The organism is Congregibacter sp. (assembly GCF_047617445.1).
Classification (GTDB): domain Bacteria; phylum Pseudomonadota; class Gammaproteobacteria; order Pseudomonadales; family Halieaceae; genus Congregibacter.
In genome coordinates this window covers 24,337-38,895 of the sequence record NZ_JBLGBE010000016.1, presented here as the reverse complement: position 1 = coordinate 38,895, position 14,559 = coordinate 24,337, and the positions used below count along the sequence as shown (strand labels likewise).

The 14,559-nt window shown below is 55.4% G+C and carries 12 protein-coding genes; 6 read left to right on the top strand and 6 right to left on the bottom strand.

The genetic code is table 11. From position 1 onward, the window contains the following. Window positions 1-92 precede the first annotated feature (92 nt). Window positions 93-2,300, top strand: coding sequence for an acylase (locus ACI9KD_RS05955; protein ID WP_414980240.1), 2,208 nt, complete (start codon window positions 93-95; stop codon window positions 2,298-2,300). A gap of 134 nt (window positions 2,301-2,434) precedes the next feature. Here ACI9KD_RS05955 and prlC read toward each other — a convergent pair whose 3' ends face one another. Then, window positions 2,435-4,468, bottom strand: coding sequence for an oligopeptidase A (gene prlC / locus ACI9KD_RS05950; RefSeq protein WP_414980239.1), 2,034 nt, complete (start codon window positions 4,466-4,468; stop codon window positions 2,435-2,437). A 101-nt stretch (window positions 4,469-4,569) separates the two neighbouring features. Here prlC and ACI9KD_RS05945 point away from each other — a divergent pair, with 101 nt between their 5' ends. Continuing rightward, window positions 4,570-5,808 carry a glycerol dehydrogenase gene (locus ACI9KD_RS05945; protein ID WP_414980238.1) on the top strand — a complete coding sequence of 413 codons (1,239 nt, stop codon included), beginning with the start codon at window positions 4,570-4,572 and terminating at the stop codon, window positions 5,806-5,808. Beyond that, window positions 5,801-6,289, top strand: a complete 489-nt coding sequence (locus ACI9KD_RS05940; protein WP_414980237.1) for a hypothetical protein — start codon at window positions 5,801-5,803, stop codon at window positions 6,287-6,289. The genes ACI9KD_RS05945 and ACI9KD_RS05940 overlap by 8 nt, the downstream gene beginning before the upstream one ends. Here the strand turns inward: ACI9KD_RS05940 and ACI9KD_RS05935 are convergent. The 3 genes from ACI9KD_RS05935 to ACI9KD_RS05925 form a co-directional block, all read right to left on the bottom strand. Beyond that, complete coding sequence (locus tag ACI9KD_RS05935) at window positions 6,251-6,532, bottom strand: hypothetical protein (protein ID WP_414980236.1); 282 nt, start codon at window positions 6,530-6,532, stop codon at window positions 6,251-6,253. The genes ACI9KD_RS05940 and ACI9KD_RS05935 overlap by 39 nt on opposite strands. A 48-nt stretch (window positions 6,533-6,580) precedes the next feature. Continuing rightward, window positions 6,581-8,371, bottom strand: a complete 1,791-nt coding sequence (locus tag ACI9KD_RS05930) for a Na/Pi cotransporter family protein (protein ID WP_414980235.1) — start codon at window positions 8,369-8,371, stop codon at window positions 6,581-6,583. A 237-nt stretch (window positions 8,372-8,608) separates the two neighbouring features. Further along, window positions 8,609-9,241, bottom strand: coding sequence for a helix-turn-helix transcriptional regulator (locus ACI9KD_RS05925; RefSeq protein WP_414980234.1), 633 nt, complete (start codon window positions 9,239-9,241; stop codon window positions 8,609-8,611). 38 nt (window positions 9,242-9,279) lie between these two features. On the opposite strand from ACI9KD_RS05925, the gene ACI9KD_RS05920 reads away from it, so the two are divergent. The 3 genes from ACI9KD_RS05920 (at window position 9,280) to ACI9KD_RS05910 (ending at window position 11,090) form a co-directional block, all read left to right on the top strand. Continuing rightward, window positions 9,280-9,447 carry a DUF3240 family protein gene (locus ACI9KD_RS05920; RefSeq protein WP_414980233.1) on the top strand — a complete coding sequence of 56 codons (168 nt, stop codon included), beginning with the start codon at window positions 9,280-9,282 and terminating at the stop codon, window positions 9,445-9,447. A 155-nt stretch (window positions 9,448-9,602) separates the two neighbouring features. After that, window positions 9,603-10,085 (top strand): c-type cytochrome, encoded by a 483-nt coding sequence (locus ACI9KD_RS05915; RefSeq protein WP_414980232.1) that lies wholly within the window; start codon window positions 9,603-9,605, stop codon window positions 10,083-10,085. A gap of 60 nt (window positions 10,086-10,145) precedes the next feature. Further along, a complete protein-coding gene (locus tag ACI9KD_RS05910) occupies window positions 10,146-11,090 on the top strand; it encodes an NAD(P)/FAD-dependent oxidoreductase (protein WP_414980257.1) in 945 nt (314 codons plus the stop codon). 409 nt (window positions 11,091-11,499) lie between these two features. On the opposite strand, the gene ACI9KD_RS05905 is transcribed toward ACI9KD_RS05910, so the two are convergent. Together ACI9KD_RS05905 and ACI9KD_RS05900 are read right to left on the bottom strand one after the other, a co-directional pair. Continuing rightward, window positions 11,500-13,371 (bottom strand): DUF5666 domain-containing protein, encoded by a 1,872-nt coding sequence (locus ACI9KD_RS05905; protein WP_414980231.1) that lies wholly within the window; start codon window positions 13,369-13,371, stop codon window positions 11,500-11,502. Then, a complete protein-coding gene (locus ACI9KD_RS05900; RefSeq protein WP_414980230.1) occupies window positions 13,368-14,195 on the bottom strand; it encodes a DUF6502 family protein in 828 nt (275 codons plus the stop codon). Before ACI9KD_RS05900 ends, ACI9KD_RS05905 begins: the two co-directional genes overlap by 4 nt. Window positions 14,196-14,559: the final 364 nt, after the last annotated feature.

Genomic DNA, 14,559 nt, shown 5'->3' with positions numbered 1-14,559 from the left:
AGGGTGCTACAAAGTCTGTCGGGCTCAGCTGAAAAACAAAGTGGTGAGAGCGCTCACCCAAGACCGTAGTAAAACGAGTAGGAAGTAGTTCTATGAATGTATACCTGGCATTTCGATGGCTATTGGTGATTTGCGTCCTCAATTGTCTTGGGGCCTGCGCGGATAAGGACATCCCCGAGACTGCCCCGGAGCTCGACCGGCTAGCGGCGCGCGCCCAGGCGATAACAATCATTCGAGATGATTTTGGTGTGCCGCATATTTACGCGAAGACGGATGCCGACGCGGTGTTTGGTCTCCTGTATGCCCAGGCTGAAGACGATTTTCCTCGCGTTGAGCGCAACTACTATTGGGCCATAGGACGTCTGGCCGAGGCAGAGGGTGAGGCGGCACTGTTCAGTGACCTGCGCGCGCGGCTTTACATGTCCACCGACGAAGCAAAGGCGGCGTATGCCGCAGCGCCGGCTTGGTTGCAGGCACTATGCGACGCCTTTGCTGATGGACTTAACTACTACCTTGCCACCCATCCAGAGGTGACACCCAAGGTGCTCACGCGCTTCGAGCCCTGGATGCCCATGTTCTTCTTCGAGGGATCGATTGGCGGTGACATAGAACAAATACCTCTGGACGGCATTCGGGCATTTTACGGCGAAGGACGCTCGGTGGAGTTGGCAGCCATGGAAGAGGCGCGGGCTCCAAAGCTCGGTTATGAACAACATCTTGGCTCCAATGGTTTTGCTATCGCAGGCGAACGCACCCGGTCCGGCAACACTATGCTGCTTATCAACCCGCATACCTCCTTGTATTTTCGCGGCGAAGTACACGTTGTCAGCGAGGAGGGTTTAAATGCTTACGGCGCCGTTACTTGGGGTCAGTTTTTTGTGTACCAAGGATTCAACGAGCATACCGGTTGGATGCATACATCTACCGGCGTCGATTTTATGGACGAGTTTGTTGAAGAGATCGTTGAGAATTCGGATGGCCGATTGATGTACCGCTACGGCGATGAACTGCGTCTTGTGGAGGTCTCTGAGGTGACGCTGCGTTACAAGGACGGTGAATCGATCGCCGAGCGCAGCTTTCCAACTTATCGGACTCATCACGGCCCCATAACCCATATGTTGGATGGAAAATGGGTCGCTACCCGCATCAATTGGGATCCGGTTACTGCGCTGGAGCAATCCTACGTACGCAGTAAAAAAGACGGGATAGAAGGCTTTAATGCCATGATGGATATGCGCACTAACTCCTCTAACAATACGGTTTACGCAGACTCTTCGGGGAACATTGCCTATTACCATGGTAATTTTATTCCCAAGCGCGATCCTCAGTTTGATTTCTCAAAGCCGGTAGACGGGAGTAACCCTGCGACCGATTGGCTGGGCCTTCATAGCATCGACGAAATCGTGACGCTGACTAATCCACCCAACGGTTGGCTGCAGAACTGCAACTCTACGCCGTTTACGGCGGCGGGGGAGTACAGCCCTAATCCGCAGGACTATCCGATTTACATGGCCCCCGATGTAGAGAACTTTCGCGGTATTCACGCTCAGCGCGTGCTGAAATCGGCGTCAGATATCACCCTGGATGGTTTATTGGATCTTGCCTACGACAACTACCTGCCAGGATTCGAAGCACTGATCCCGGGTCTTATCGAGGCCTTTGACGCGCAGGGTAATGAGTACCCCAACTTAGCGCCTGCGATCGATAGCTTGCGCGACTGGGATTTACGGGTGAGTAAGGATTCTGTACCCATGTCCCTGGCGTACTTTTATGGGATGCAGTTTCGAGAAGACGGTCAGAATCCTCTCGGACTTCGCAAAATGGCATTGATTAACTACTTTGGCGCTGAGTCCTCTTACGGGGAGCGATTGACGGTGTTTGCCTCGGCGGTGGAGCGTCTGCACAAAGACTTTGGCCAATGGGATACCCCCTGGGGCGAAATTAACCGCTTTCAGCGTTTGTCCGGTGATATGAATTTGGCCTTTGATGACGATAAGCCGAGCCTGCCGGTAGGCTTGGCTTCGGGCGATTGGGGTGCCTTGGCTTCCTATCGGGCCGTGCGCCGAAACACCAAGCGCCTATATGGTGTGTCGGGTAATAGCTTTGTGGCGGTGGTGGAGTTTGGCGACAAAGTGAGGGCAAAGAGTATTCTCGCGGGTGGTCAAAGCGGTGACCCAAGCTCTCCGCACTTTTATGATCAGGCCCAGCCCTATGTTGATCGCAACTTTAAAGACGTGGCCTTCTACCGAGAGGACGTCGAGGCGCGCGCGGTGCGGAAGTATCATCCGGGCGAGGATTGAGAGTATTGAGAGTATTGAGAGTCGTCAGGGACCGACAGGTAGTTATCCCCCTTGCCGGTGAGGGTCCTCTCTCAGAGTGCTGGCGGAGCGCGGCGCCTTGCTACGCTACGCCGCACATCAATCAACTCGAAGGCTTAGGCAGCAATGCCCGTGTGCCTTAACAGCGCATCCACCTTGGGTTCTCTGCCCCGGAAAGCTATGAATAAATTCATGGCCTCATCCGAGCCGCCGCGCTCCAGAATATTTTCGAGAAATGCGCGGCCGGTAGCTTCGTTAAACACGCCCTCTTCCTCGAACTTGGAGAAGGCATCCGCCGACAAGACCTCGGCCCATTTATAGCTGTAGTAGCCGGCTGCGTAGCCGCCGCCGAACACGTGCGAGAAAGCATGGGGGAAGCGATTCCAGCTCGGTGCAGGAATCACCGCTACCTGCGCTCGAACCTCTTCGAGAATCGCATAGATGGGGTCGCCGCTTGCTGGGTCGTATTCCAGGTGCATACGAAAATCAAACATCGCAAACTCCAGCTGGCGAACCATCATCATGCCGGACTGGAAGTTTTTGGCGGCGATCATGCGCTCGTACAGCTCTGTGGGAATGGGTTCACCGGTTTCGTGATGTGCCGCAAACAGATCCAGCGCTTCGCGTTCCCAGCAGTAGTTCTCCATAAACTGCGAGGGCAATTCCACCGCGTCCCAGGCCACACCACTGATTCCCGCAATATCCGGATAGTCCACGCGCGTGAGCATATGATGCAGGCCGTGACCGAACTCATGAAACAGCGTCTCCACCTCGCGGTGGGTGAGTAGCACGGGTGAATCACCCAACGGCGGCGTGAAGTTACAGGTCATATAGGCGACGGGAGGCTGTTCTTGTGCGTCGGTTTTCATACGCGACTGGCAGTCGGCCATCCACGCTCCGCCGCGCTTGTTCCGGCGGGCGTAAAGATCAAAGTAAAACTGACCTCGCAGGCTGCCATCAGGATTGCGTATTTCATAAAAACTCACGTCGGGATGGTAGCTCTCTATATCGGTGACGACATGGAAGCTTACGCCAAAGAGTCTGCCCACAACCTCAAACATACCGGGAATGACACGGTTGATGGGGAAGTAGGGTTTCACCTCTTCTTCGCTGATTTTGTGGCGATGCTGACGAAGCTTTTCGCTGAAGTAAGCCACGTCCCAGGGACACAGATCAGGATGCGCGTGATGCTCTGCCGCGTAGGCCTGCAGCTCGGCGAACTCTGCTTCCGCTTGTGCTTTAGAACTGCTGGCAAGGTCCTTAAGGAATCCCATGACCTCGTCGGTACTGCGGGCCATCTTGGTGGCGAGAGAGCGCTCCGCATAGTTCTTGAAGCCTAAAAGCTGCGCTGCTTCATGACGTAACGCAAGAATCTCACGCATATTGTCTGAGTTGTCGAACTGCCCTGCGTAGGGCCCCTCGTCGCTCGCTCGCGTCCCAAAAGCTCGATACATCTCTTCACGCAGCGTGGCGTCCTCAGCGTAGGTCATTACCGGCTGGTAAGACGGAAAATCCAGCGTCAGCAGATACCCCTCTAACTCGCGCTGCCCGGCGGTCTGTTTGGCCAGGTCTATGGCCGACTGCGGAAGGCCTGCCAGATCATCGCTGCTCGCAAGCTCTTTACTCCATGCGTTGTTAGCGTCAAGCACCTTGTTCGAAAAATCGCTGGAAAGCGCTGATAGGGATTGCTGTATCTCCTTGAAGCGTTGTTGCTTGTTCTCGGGAAGACCCACACCGGACAGATAGAAGTCGCGCAGAATATTGTCCAGCACTTTGCGTTGATCGGCGTTCAGTTCCTGGTCGTTTTCCGCCACCGCTTTGTAGGCCGCAAAGAGTCGACTGTTCTGGCCCATCTCGGTGCTGAACTCTGACAACTTCGCGAGACAGGCACTGTGTGCCTCGCGCAGAGCATCGCTGTTAAGCACGCCATTCAGGTGTGAAATCGGCGACCAGGCGCGAGAGAGTTGGTTGTCCAGAAGAGCCAGTGGCTCAACCAGTGTCTGCCAGTCTGGCTTTTTCAGGGTCTGGATCAGAGTCTCAAGCTGCTCGCGGTTACGCGCCAACAAAGCGTCGATAGCCGGCTCTGCGTGCTCGGGCATGATGGATGAAAATTGCGGTAGCGGGCTGTCTTCAAGGAGCGGGTTGGTCATAGCGGGTGGCCTATTTTTTAGCAAGCCCGTGATTTTGCCATGAAGCGACGCAAGGTGCCCGTTTGCTTTAGACTTCCATGCAAAACAAGGGATATTTTTTGATGACAGATAATAGTCAAAATCCAGAAGAGACGGGCAACGACGAGCAGGCTGAGGGGCTGGAGTTGTTTGCCCTTCCAACGCCGGCCCAGACCATGCCCCGGGTCTTTGGCAGTCCGCGACGTTATGTACAGGCGCCGGGAGTCATTGCTCAAACCGGCGCTTACCTTCGTAAACTGGGATTCGAGTCCTGTGCGGTTTTGCTGTCTGCTCGCAGTCAGCGGGCCGAGGGAGCCCAGCTCTTAAAGAGTCTTGCAGATGCCGGCGTGCCGGCGACAATCCTCACCTTTGGGGGAGAGTGCTCTTTCGAGGAAATTGAGGCCCATGCCGATGTACTCCGGGCGCAGGAAACCCCACCTGCCACTGTGATCGCCTTGGGCGGTGGCAAGGTTGTCGATGCCGGTAAATGTATAGCGCACAGGCTCGCGGTACCGTCTGTTGTGGTTCCGTCCTTGGCATCTAATGACGCACCCTGTTCCGCGGCGTCGGTGATTTACACGCCTGAGGGTGTATCAGAGGCCTTTGAAGTGTTCGCCGAGAGCCCTGCGTTGGTACTGGTAGATACCGCGGTGATCGCCGCTGCGCCCGCGAGATACCTTGTGGCTGGTATGGGGGATGCGATGGCTACCTGGTACGAAGCGCGGGCCTGCAGCATGAATCCAAACGCCTTCACAACCTTTGGAGCCAGCCCAACACTGGCAGGCGCTGCAATTGCAGAACTCTGTGCCCGAACAATCTACAGCGACGGTGAAGCGGCTTTGGCAGCGCTGGAAGCCGGAGTAATTGACGCTGCCCTGGAGCGAATCATCGAAGCCAACACCCTGCTCAGCGGGCTTGGTTTTGAATGCGGAGGTCTGGCGGCCAGCCATGGTTTTGCACAGGCCTATACGGTTATACCGCATGTCCATCAGCAGTATTTGCACGGTGAAATGGTGGCTATGGGTGTGTTGGCACAACTGGCACTGGAGGGCTGGAATGATGAGGCTCACCGCGCTACCGAGTTTTTTGTCGCTATTGGCTTACCCGTACATCTTGGCCAGCTATCTCTGGCACAGGACGACGATGCGAGTATTTCCGCCGTCGTGGCGGCGGCATTGGAGTTCCCTTTTATGGGGAACATGCCTATGGAGGTGACTGCCCAAAAGCTACATGCAGCCATTCTCGCGGCGGACAGCCTCGGGCGACAGGTGATAGAGGCAAGGGGACACGCCGCCTATGCGGAGATTCACGGTAATGACTAGATATTTAAACCTCTGGTGTTTGAGTATTGTAGTGATGTGTTTTGGCGGTCGCTTTGCGTGGGCAGATTCTGATCCCCAAGCCGATGAGCATGGAGAGCTCGCTTACCCGCATCACACGGTAGGTGTGTTTCTTGGCGACACCACTGAAACACGCAGAAGTCAGGGTTTGACGCTGGGCCTGGAGTACGAGTACCGGATGAATGAGCGGTTTGGCGTGGGAGCGATCCTCGAACATGTCGCAGGTGATTTTGATACGAATGTTGCTGTATTGCCCATTGCGATGCACCGGGGTCCATGGAAGCTATATGCGGGTCCGGGTATCGAAGACTCAGAAGAAGAGGGGTCGGTTTTTCTAATGCGAGTGGGGCTGGAGTACGGTTTCCATTTTGATACCTATGAGCTGTCCCCGCAGATAGATGTGGATTTTGTGGATGGCGAACACCTATTTATCTTTGGCGTCACCATCGCCAGGCCGTTCTAGTTCTTTCAACTGCTTTACGCGTCCCACACCTTTTTTGCGTTGGGCATAGATGACATCGAGCTTGGTTTGAACCGCTGCTTGCTCCTGCGCAGCGCCCATGAATGTGAGCTCTTGCTTGAGTGATGCCTCTTTCTGTTTAAGTGCTTTCAAGACTTTTTTGGTGGATTTCACTTCCCGGTACTGAGTTTTTTCATCAGCATCCAGAAACTCGCTGAGGCGTTTGAGAAGTTTCTTTGCTTTCATAACTCGACTCCTTGATCCCAAATGCGTAAGCGCTGTTTGAGTCGGAACTCATTTTTCCAGTAGTTCATTGATGTCCTCATCGCTCAGAGCAAGGCTTTCTGACGCGGGGCGCCAATCGGCGCTTCGAAGAATCGCCAGGGCCCGTAGCAAGCTGTCTCCGATGCTCTGCGCGTAGTCTTCGTCGTTCATCACTGATGTGACGATAGCGACGGGGATTTTTTGCTTGCGAATAGCGTCGTCTAAATCCAAAAGCAGCTGTTTGCCGAGTTTCTCTTGCTCGAGTTTGGCTACGTCCAGGGACAGCACCACTATCTCTCCCGGCGGCTCTCTTAGTGCGTGTCGCATCTCGCGTAACAGCTGCGCTATTTGCAGTCGAATTTGATTGTAGCGCGCACGCACGGCGGGGTTTGCCGAGAGACCATGTCGTCGCAAATTCTTGTGCAAATGTTTCATGGCCTTAACAGCTTCAACAATACTCCGGCTGGCCCTGCGAAGTTCGAACAGCCGTTCGTTAGCCGAAGTGTTGGTCTCCCGTGCTTGTGCACGGGCGATGAACGCGACAATGTCATTGTGTAGACCCTTGATGCTGGCCTCGTAGTCGTCGTCGACATCAATGAGAAAAATGCGTCGGGTTTGCTGCACAGCCGAGCACAAAGACTCTTCGGAGTCGATGGTTTGGCGGCGCAGACTGAGTCCGTGGGCGAGCAATCCAAAAGCGTTTTCCAGGAGGTGTTCAACTTCTTTGCTCACGGCGTTGACCGCTGTGGCGGGTGTTTCCAGAGCATCCGGAAATAGAAATTGCGGATATTGACCACCCCGAGCTTGCACGTTGATCAATCGGCGCAGCAATCCCTCAATGTAGCTGACGAAGGGGGCAAAACCGATGACGCCGAGAATGTTAAACAGGGAGTGAAAAAGCGCTAGCTTAAGTAGCGTGTCATCGGCCGGAATTCCCAGCGTCAGCGCGAAAATATCTACCAGTCTTACCAGCTGTGTGATGAAGAGCATGGCAGATAGCGCGGTGATCAGGTTGAACAGCACATGAAACGCCGCGAGCCGCTTACCGCCAATATTGGACGAAAGGCTTCCGAGCACGATGGTGATGGTGCTGCCCAGATTTGCGCCGATAGCCAAAGCTATGGCGTTTTCGTAACTGACCTGGCCGGCGGATAAGGCGGTGATAATAATCAACAGCGTGGCGTGACTCGATTGCATGACCACGGTGATGAGCATGCCGATGAGGGTATACACGATAACGCCAAGAAAACCGGCCACAGCATAAGCGGAGAGATCAAAGCTGCCCTGAAAAGCCTCAAAGCCGATTTTCATGTAATGAATGCCGAGGAACAAAAAGGCAAAGCCCAGCAGCACATCTCCCAGGGCTTGCACGGCGCGCGATTGTCGCAGCCGAAAAAGAACGCCGAAGACGAGGACCGGCATGGCATAGGCGGCAATGTTGACCTTGAGGCCAAATCCAGCGATGAGCCAGGCCCCGGTGGTGGTGCCTATATTGGCGCCCATAATGATGCCGATACCGGCAGCAAGGGTGATCATTTCGGCGCCGACAAAGGATACGGTAATGAGCGAGACCAGAGAGCTGGATTGCATCATCGTCGTGCTGATCATGCCGAAGCTGAGGCTTTTCCACAGTTTGTCCGTGGATATGCGAAGCGCCGCCTCCATAGGGCCGCCGGTAAAGAACTTAAAACCCGTTTCGAGACAGAGCATGCCGAACATGAAGAGAGCTATGCCGGCGGCGATTTCGACAAAGTCCGTGCTCGCCCACAATGTGTAAGCAAGGGCGAGGAGCAGAGCGAGGAAGGTGAACTTACGGATCATGGGCTTAAGTGCGGCTGTACTGAGCTGTCGCGCCTACCAAAGAGTTCCACTGGGGCGTTTCTGCGCGCTGTCGTAAGGGTTCTTGCAGTGACACATGGATGCCAAACACGCGGACGGGCGGTTGGGTGTTTCGCGCCAAAATTATCGAGGGAAATCCGAGGGCGCTCGCTGCGCGGAGGGTCCCAGCGTGTTCGATGGCCTTTCGTCGGCCCGGCTCTGGATGTTCGCTGTCCGTAATCATGTCACCACTATGCCGTGTTTCGGCACACCTATTTTTGACCATACCGTGGCTAAGAAGCGTTTGCGATGGTTTTCTTGGGGTTGTTTGATACACATCAAGATGTCCGTGTAGCACTGGCCTGCGAGACTGATTTGAGCAGCCCCAAGTGGGGGTGAGGCGGGGGAGAGTGTGGCTCGTTGAGCTTGCGAGAGTCGGGGTTTGGTTGTGGTTAGTGCGTAGCTGGCCGCACTCTCGGTAACAAAGTCCTGGAGAAACCATGCAGCCAGCGCATGACGGCCCTCCAGGCCGGCTTTGCCATAGATATTGGAAGTCTGTTGGCGGACGGTTTTTTCCCGTGTTTCGAGCACTGCCGCTATTTCCTGAAGGCTTAGGCCTTTGAGCAAAAGAAGCGCGACCTGCTGCTCACTGGATGTTAGTGCCCAGGCCAGACATTGTTCCTGAACGGTGCTGGAGTAGGCATGTCGGGCATCGCGCAACTCGGCACTCAGACTGGCGAGTTTAGCGTCGCTCGGGGTGAGGTTGTGGTTCAGATGCTGCGTGCCGGAGGTGCGCCTTCGGATATCAACAATGAGATACACGCAGCCGCAGGCCGAGAGCTCCAGAAGCACCCATTCCTGGACCAGGTGCATGAGAGGTAGTTGCGTCCCATGATGGCACGGTGGCGGTCATGAGTAATGATGCCCTCCTGGTGCTGATGGCACCCGCCAGTCGTCGAGATGACATTGTCGACGTGCTGATGACACTCGAGTCCATCAGCGGCTTTTCGTTGACCGAGGCGGCGGACTTTAGTCGTGCCCATAGCCAGTTCAATCAGCGACCGAAGCTGTGTAAATGATCTCCGATGCTTATCCGTGGCGCCGTCTGTTGCAGTTTTTACATGACCCAATTATCTATTGGGATTAAATCCCCAAACACTACAACAAATACAGTTATACGGGAGCAACCATTACGCGGCGAATTACAACACTAGGTCTCGAACACAAAGCGCTCTTGGCGCTTGCAGTCACACTGCCCTTTTCTGCACTCGCGGACGACCTAACCATCAATAGAATGCCGGCCAGTCAATGTAGCCAATGCCATGGCACGAACGGCTATGTGGCCGGTGGCATCGATTCCCTGGCGGGTGAAAGCGCCGGGGAGATTCGTGAAGAGATGGACGAAATGCAGTTCGAAGATACTCCTGACGACATTATGGATCACCAGGCACTGGGTTATAGCGATGACCAGATCCGACGTATTGCTGAGTATTTTTCAGCGCTGCCCGAGAATCACCCGGCCGGCACGCCGACGATTCGATTAGTGGCTGGTGACGTCGGCGGCGATGGTGGTGGTTCACAAGACGAGGATCGCGATCAGGATCGTGATGAAGACCACGACGACGAAGATCGTGACGACGAGGATAAGGACGACGAGGACCGCAAAGACGACCGCGACGATGACAGTGATCGAGACAAAGATGATGAGGAGAATTGAGCGATGAGTATTTCACGACGGAACCTTCTGCGCGGGGCATAGGGCCTTGCCGCATTGTCTATGGTGGGTCGCCTGCACGGTCAGACCTCACATCGAGTGGTGGTGGTTGGTGGTGGATTTGCCGGCAGTACCTTTGCGCGTTACCTGTCGCTGTGGGGAGGAAGTGATTTTTCCATAACCATGGTCGACCCTCGCGAGGGTCACAGCTCCTGCGTCATGAGTAATCTGGTGCTCACCAAGCAACTTAGTTTGGCGCAGTTAACGTTTTCTCACGAGCCTCTGGCTGGACGCTTTGGCTTTGATACTGTCATCGCGTCGGTGAGCAATATAGACGCGGGCGACAGTGGTGTGCATGGATCACCCACGGTTGTGGTGCTGGACGCTAACAGCGGTATTCAGGCTGAGAAGGCCACGTTTACGGCGGCCTTTAATAATCTGTATGGCGATGTCATCCAGTATGTCCCTAATGCAGAGTTGTTATCTGTGGATGCGCTCAATCGAGGCGTAGAAACTACGGCGGGTGCCTATGCGTGCGAGGTGTTAAATGTGATTCCTAATCATCGTGCGCCGGCTCTACTGCGCGACGCGGGTCTCACCGATGGGGGCTCTTGGGCCTTAGTGGACCCGGTGACCTTTGAGTCTCGTGTTCCGGGGCTGGACGACATTTACGTGATTGGCGATGCCCAGGCGACCGGGCAGCCCAAGAGTGCTCATATGGCGAACGCGCAGGCTAAGGTTTGTGCCGACGCTATCCTGCGCAAGGCGTCGGGATCACCCACGCATAGTACTGAGCGCCTGGCTAATGTCACGACCAACTCTGCATGCTTTAGCCCCGTCAGCTTTAACGAAGCCGCGTGGCTCACAGCAGTCTTCAGGTACAACCAGACGGCGCAGGCCATGGAGCTCGCGCCTAACTCTCTGGGAGCCTCTGAGGGCTGGGACCGAGAGAGTTATGGAGATATGTACGATTGGGCCAACAACCTGTTTTCCGATACCTTTGTGTGAATGCGCAGTAAAAAGGATCGGGGGATAACCTCCGAGCTTTTTTGTCTCATCGCGGATTTTTGGGGTCGTCTTTCTTTGCGTATAACTCAGTGCGGCTTTGCGCGGCCCGTCCCCGCTTTACTCGAGCTGCTCGCGTATCTCCATCGGCTCTGTCGCATTGAACAACGCGCTCGACGGACGCTCGAGCAAAGCGGCGCCGAGCCACTACCACGCGTCTAGACACGGCACTGCCGAATTGGCGCTCGGATATCGCTCTGACAAAGGCGAGGTAGGCAGTAGTCCTTTGAGCGTCCGTCGAGCGCTTCTAACAGTGTGAGAGCCTATCGGTCGATGCGCGAGCAGCTCAAAGGACTACCGCCTGCCTCGACGACTTCAGGCGTAGACAGTGATTGTCAGAACTGTTTGCTGATTACGGTCCCGAGGGCTCCTCAGGACTATTGGGATCTTCTGGATCCTCTGGATCCTCTGGATCTTCTGGATCTTCAGGATCTTCAGGGTCTTCGGGGTCCTCTGGATCTTCAGGGTCTTCGGGGTCCTCTGGATCTTCAGGGTCTTCAGGGTCCTCTGGATCTTCCGCATTATCGTCAGCGTCCTCCAGTTCAGACTCCAGGAAGTTACCGCTGAGATCGAAGACCAGCTCGGTCCCGTTGGTCAGATAAATTTCAATCTCGTTATCGTTGGCATCACGCTCACTAAAGGCGATGTCTGCGTTGGGAAAGTTAGCACTGATGTAGTCCAGTATGTTGCCTGGCAGTTCATTGGTGTCGAGTCGTTCCTCATCATCGTCACTGAACTCCCGTTCACCGTCCAGGGCTGTAGCGAACTCGAACTCCACCTCTTCGGCAAAACCATCGCTGGGGTTGTTGTCACTGACGCTCAGTAGGGAGCCGTTAGTCAGATTGGCAAAAAACCGTGCCTGACTAATGTCATTATCCGCGGAGTTTTCGAACTCTGCCTGGGTGATATCAAAGGTGACGCCCAGCAGCGTAACACTCAAACCATCGACAAAGCTTTGCACGGGCGCCTGTAGCTCACTCTCATCATCGTCGTTATCACGATCCACGCGGGTCGCTACAAGCATGCCGTCGCTATCGAGCGCCTCGACTTCTAGATAGTTTCCGATGCTCAGATCGGCGATCTTGAGATACTCAATCCCATCGCGGTCGTCATCAAAGAGCGTTCGCGAATCGGTGTCCACGTTGATGATGGTCCCGGCAAATTCGAAGCTAAGCAGGGATCCGCTGATGTCGGCCACTGGCGCTTCAATCTTGATGCGACCCCGACGTACGCTAATGGCACTGGCGATGATTTGTTCGCCATTCCAACTGCCGCTGACCTCTACGATAAGGCCATTGCCCAGTGCGAGGCCTCCGATGTTCAGCGCGGCATTGGCAGCGTCAATGGGAAGACCTTCTACCCAGAAGCCGCTGACCCCATCAAAGTTCGTGACCGCACCTTCTACCGTGATCTGGTCGTCGACCTGCAGTGACCCAAGGGCTTCATCGCGACCTTCTACCTCGGCGGCGCGAATGACATCATCAATCAGTTCGCCTTCGACCTCGACGAAGAGGCCGTCGGCAAGTCCACTGGCAGGCAGATCGCTGAGCACCGCATTGCCAGCATCGATGCTTTGTATGCCAATGCTAAATGTCTGCCCCTGAAGATTACTGATAACGCCGCTGAGCTTGACGCCCCCGTCAATGTCGTCTTCGCCGCTGACCCGCGTTGCCCGAAGGCGACCATCACTCTCCAGATAGCCGGATATCTCGGCAACGTCGCCTGCGGTGATGCCATCAAAGCTGCTGTCCTCAAATACGGTGCTGGTGCGCTCGAGGATGACGCTCTGGCCCAGGACCGTGATGCGTGCACTGCTGTTGTCTGCGTTGCGCTCGATGGCTGTGATAGGGCCTTCAAGCTGGGGATCGTAGTCGACCCGTTGGGCGGTGCCATTAACCCCGTCGTCCTGCACGGTGCCGGACACCGAGACCACCATACCCAGTCCCAATTGGTCTTCGCTGGCGGGCTCGCCGTTAATGAATATCTCTGCGTCGGCCACATCAAAACGTACGCCGTTGACAAAGATACTGCCGGTGCCGGTTATGACGCCGCTGCTGGTTAGTCCCGTGCCGCCAATTCCGCCGCCGCCGCCCGGCGCGCTGACGACGCCTGCTAAGAGGTCGCCGGCACCACCGCCACCGCATGCGCCGAGGCAAAGTAGGCTCCCGGCGGTTAAAACGCGTAACGCTGTACGCGAGGCTTTGGGATCAAAGAAAGACTTCATGAACGGGGGTCCTCGTGAATGGTGTCGTCGTAGTAGTAGATGCCGACAGAGACGTATCTTGCGCTTTCGGTGGAATCGGTAGGGATGTCGCTATGGATCTCATGGGCTGTCAGCCAGGCGTGGTAATCCTCCAGCAGTTCCTGGGACTTCCTGTTTGACAGCTGCTTGAATTCCTCAAGCGCACTGGCCGAAATACTGCCGTTGGAGACTTTGCGCTGAAACACGCGCGCGGCGCGCTTATGGATGAGGTTGTGGTCAATGCTGGTAATGATCTCGGCCACGTCATTGCCCAGAATGTTGATGCTCGCGGCGGGGGTTTGGGTCGGCAGATAAGCACGCTCAAGGAGTTGCACGCCGCGGTCATCACTGACCACAGTGCCGCTGCTCTCCAGTGCTGACAGCATGGCCGCCACAGGAACGTCGCCCGAGTATTTCTTGACCAGGAGCTCAAAACTGTGATCCCCCTGCATAGGAAGCACCCCGGGCTGACCCTCGCTATCCAAAAACCTTGGATCAACGGTCCAGCCGGTGATGACGCGGACTGCCCGGTTATAGCGACGGTCGCTGTTCAGCCCCGTATCGATGTCCAGCGCTGCTAAACGCGATGCCTCTTTGCGTGTGAGGCCGGTCATGGCTGCAACGCTGGATATACTGCTGCGCTTTCCCGAGCGTCGCAGTTGCTCCAGGCTTTCGTCCACGAAGGCTTTGCGCGCAAGCTCGGCAAAAGATCCATAGGCCATGCCGTGGTGCAACATCACACGGGCAAGGGGTTTCAGGATTTTAAAGATTGCACTGCTTAGCGCGTTTTGAATATCGTTGCTCATGTTTGGGATTATTTTCCCAAAACAAACTTTTGTCAATACTAATTCTCATTTAGATCCGCAATAGTGTGATCAGTGCCACATAAATCGCGCGCCGTCCCAGGAGAAGCGATCTTGGCTGACGCCGCGGCGCAGGCTTGAGCGCTTTACTGCCCGCGCGGAAGCGGTCTTGGTGGCTGACTCGAGGGTTCGCGATTTCGACGTCCCACCTTATAAAAAGGGTTGCGAGCGAGAGAGTTGTACCGTTCCGGATATGGATGAAGCACGGGAATACAATCGGGTCTCAATCTACGCGGCTTGCAGTGAAAGGAATTCTGCGGCCAAAGCCCAGTGACTGTATGATTCACCCCTCATCTATCTTAAAAAG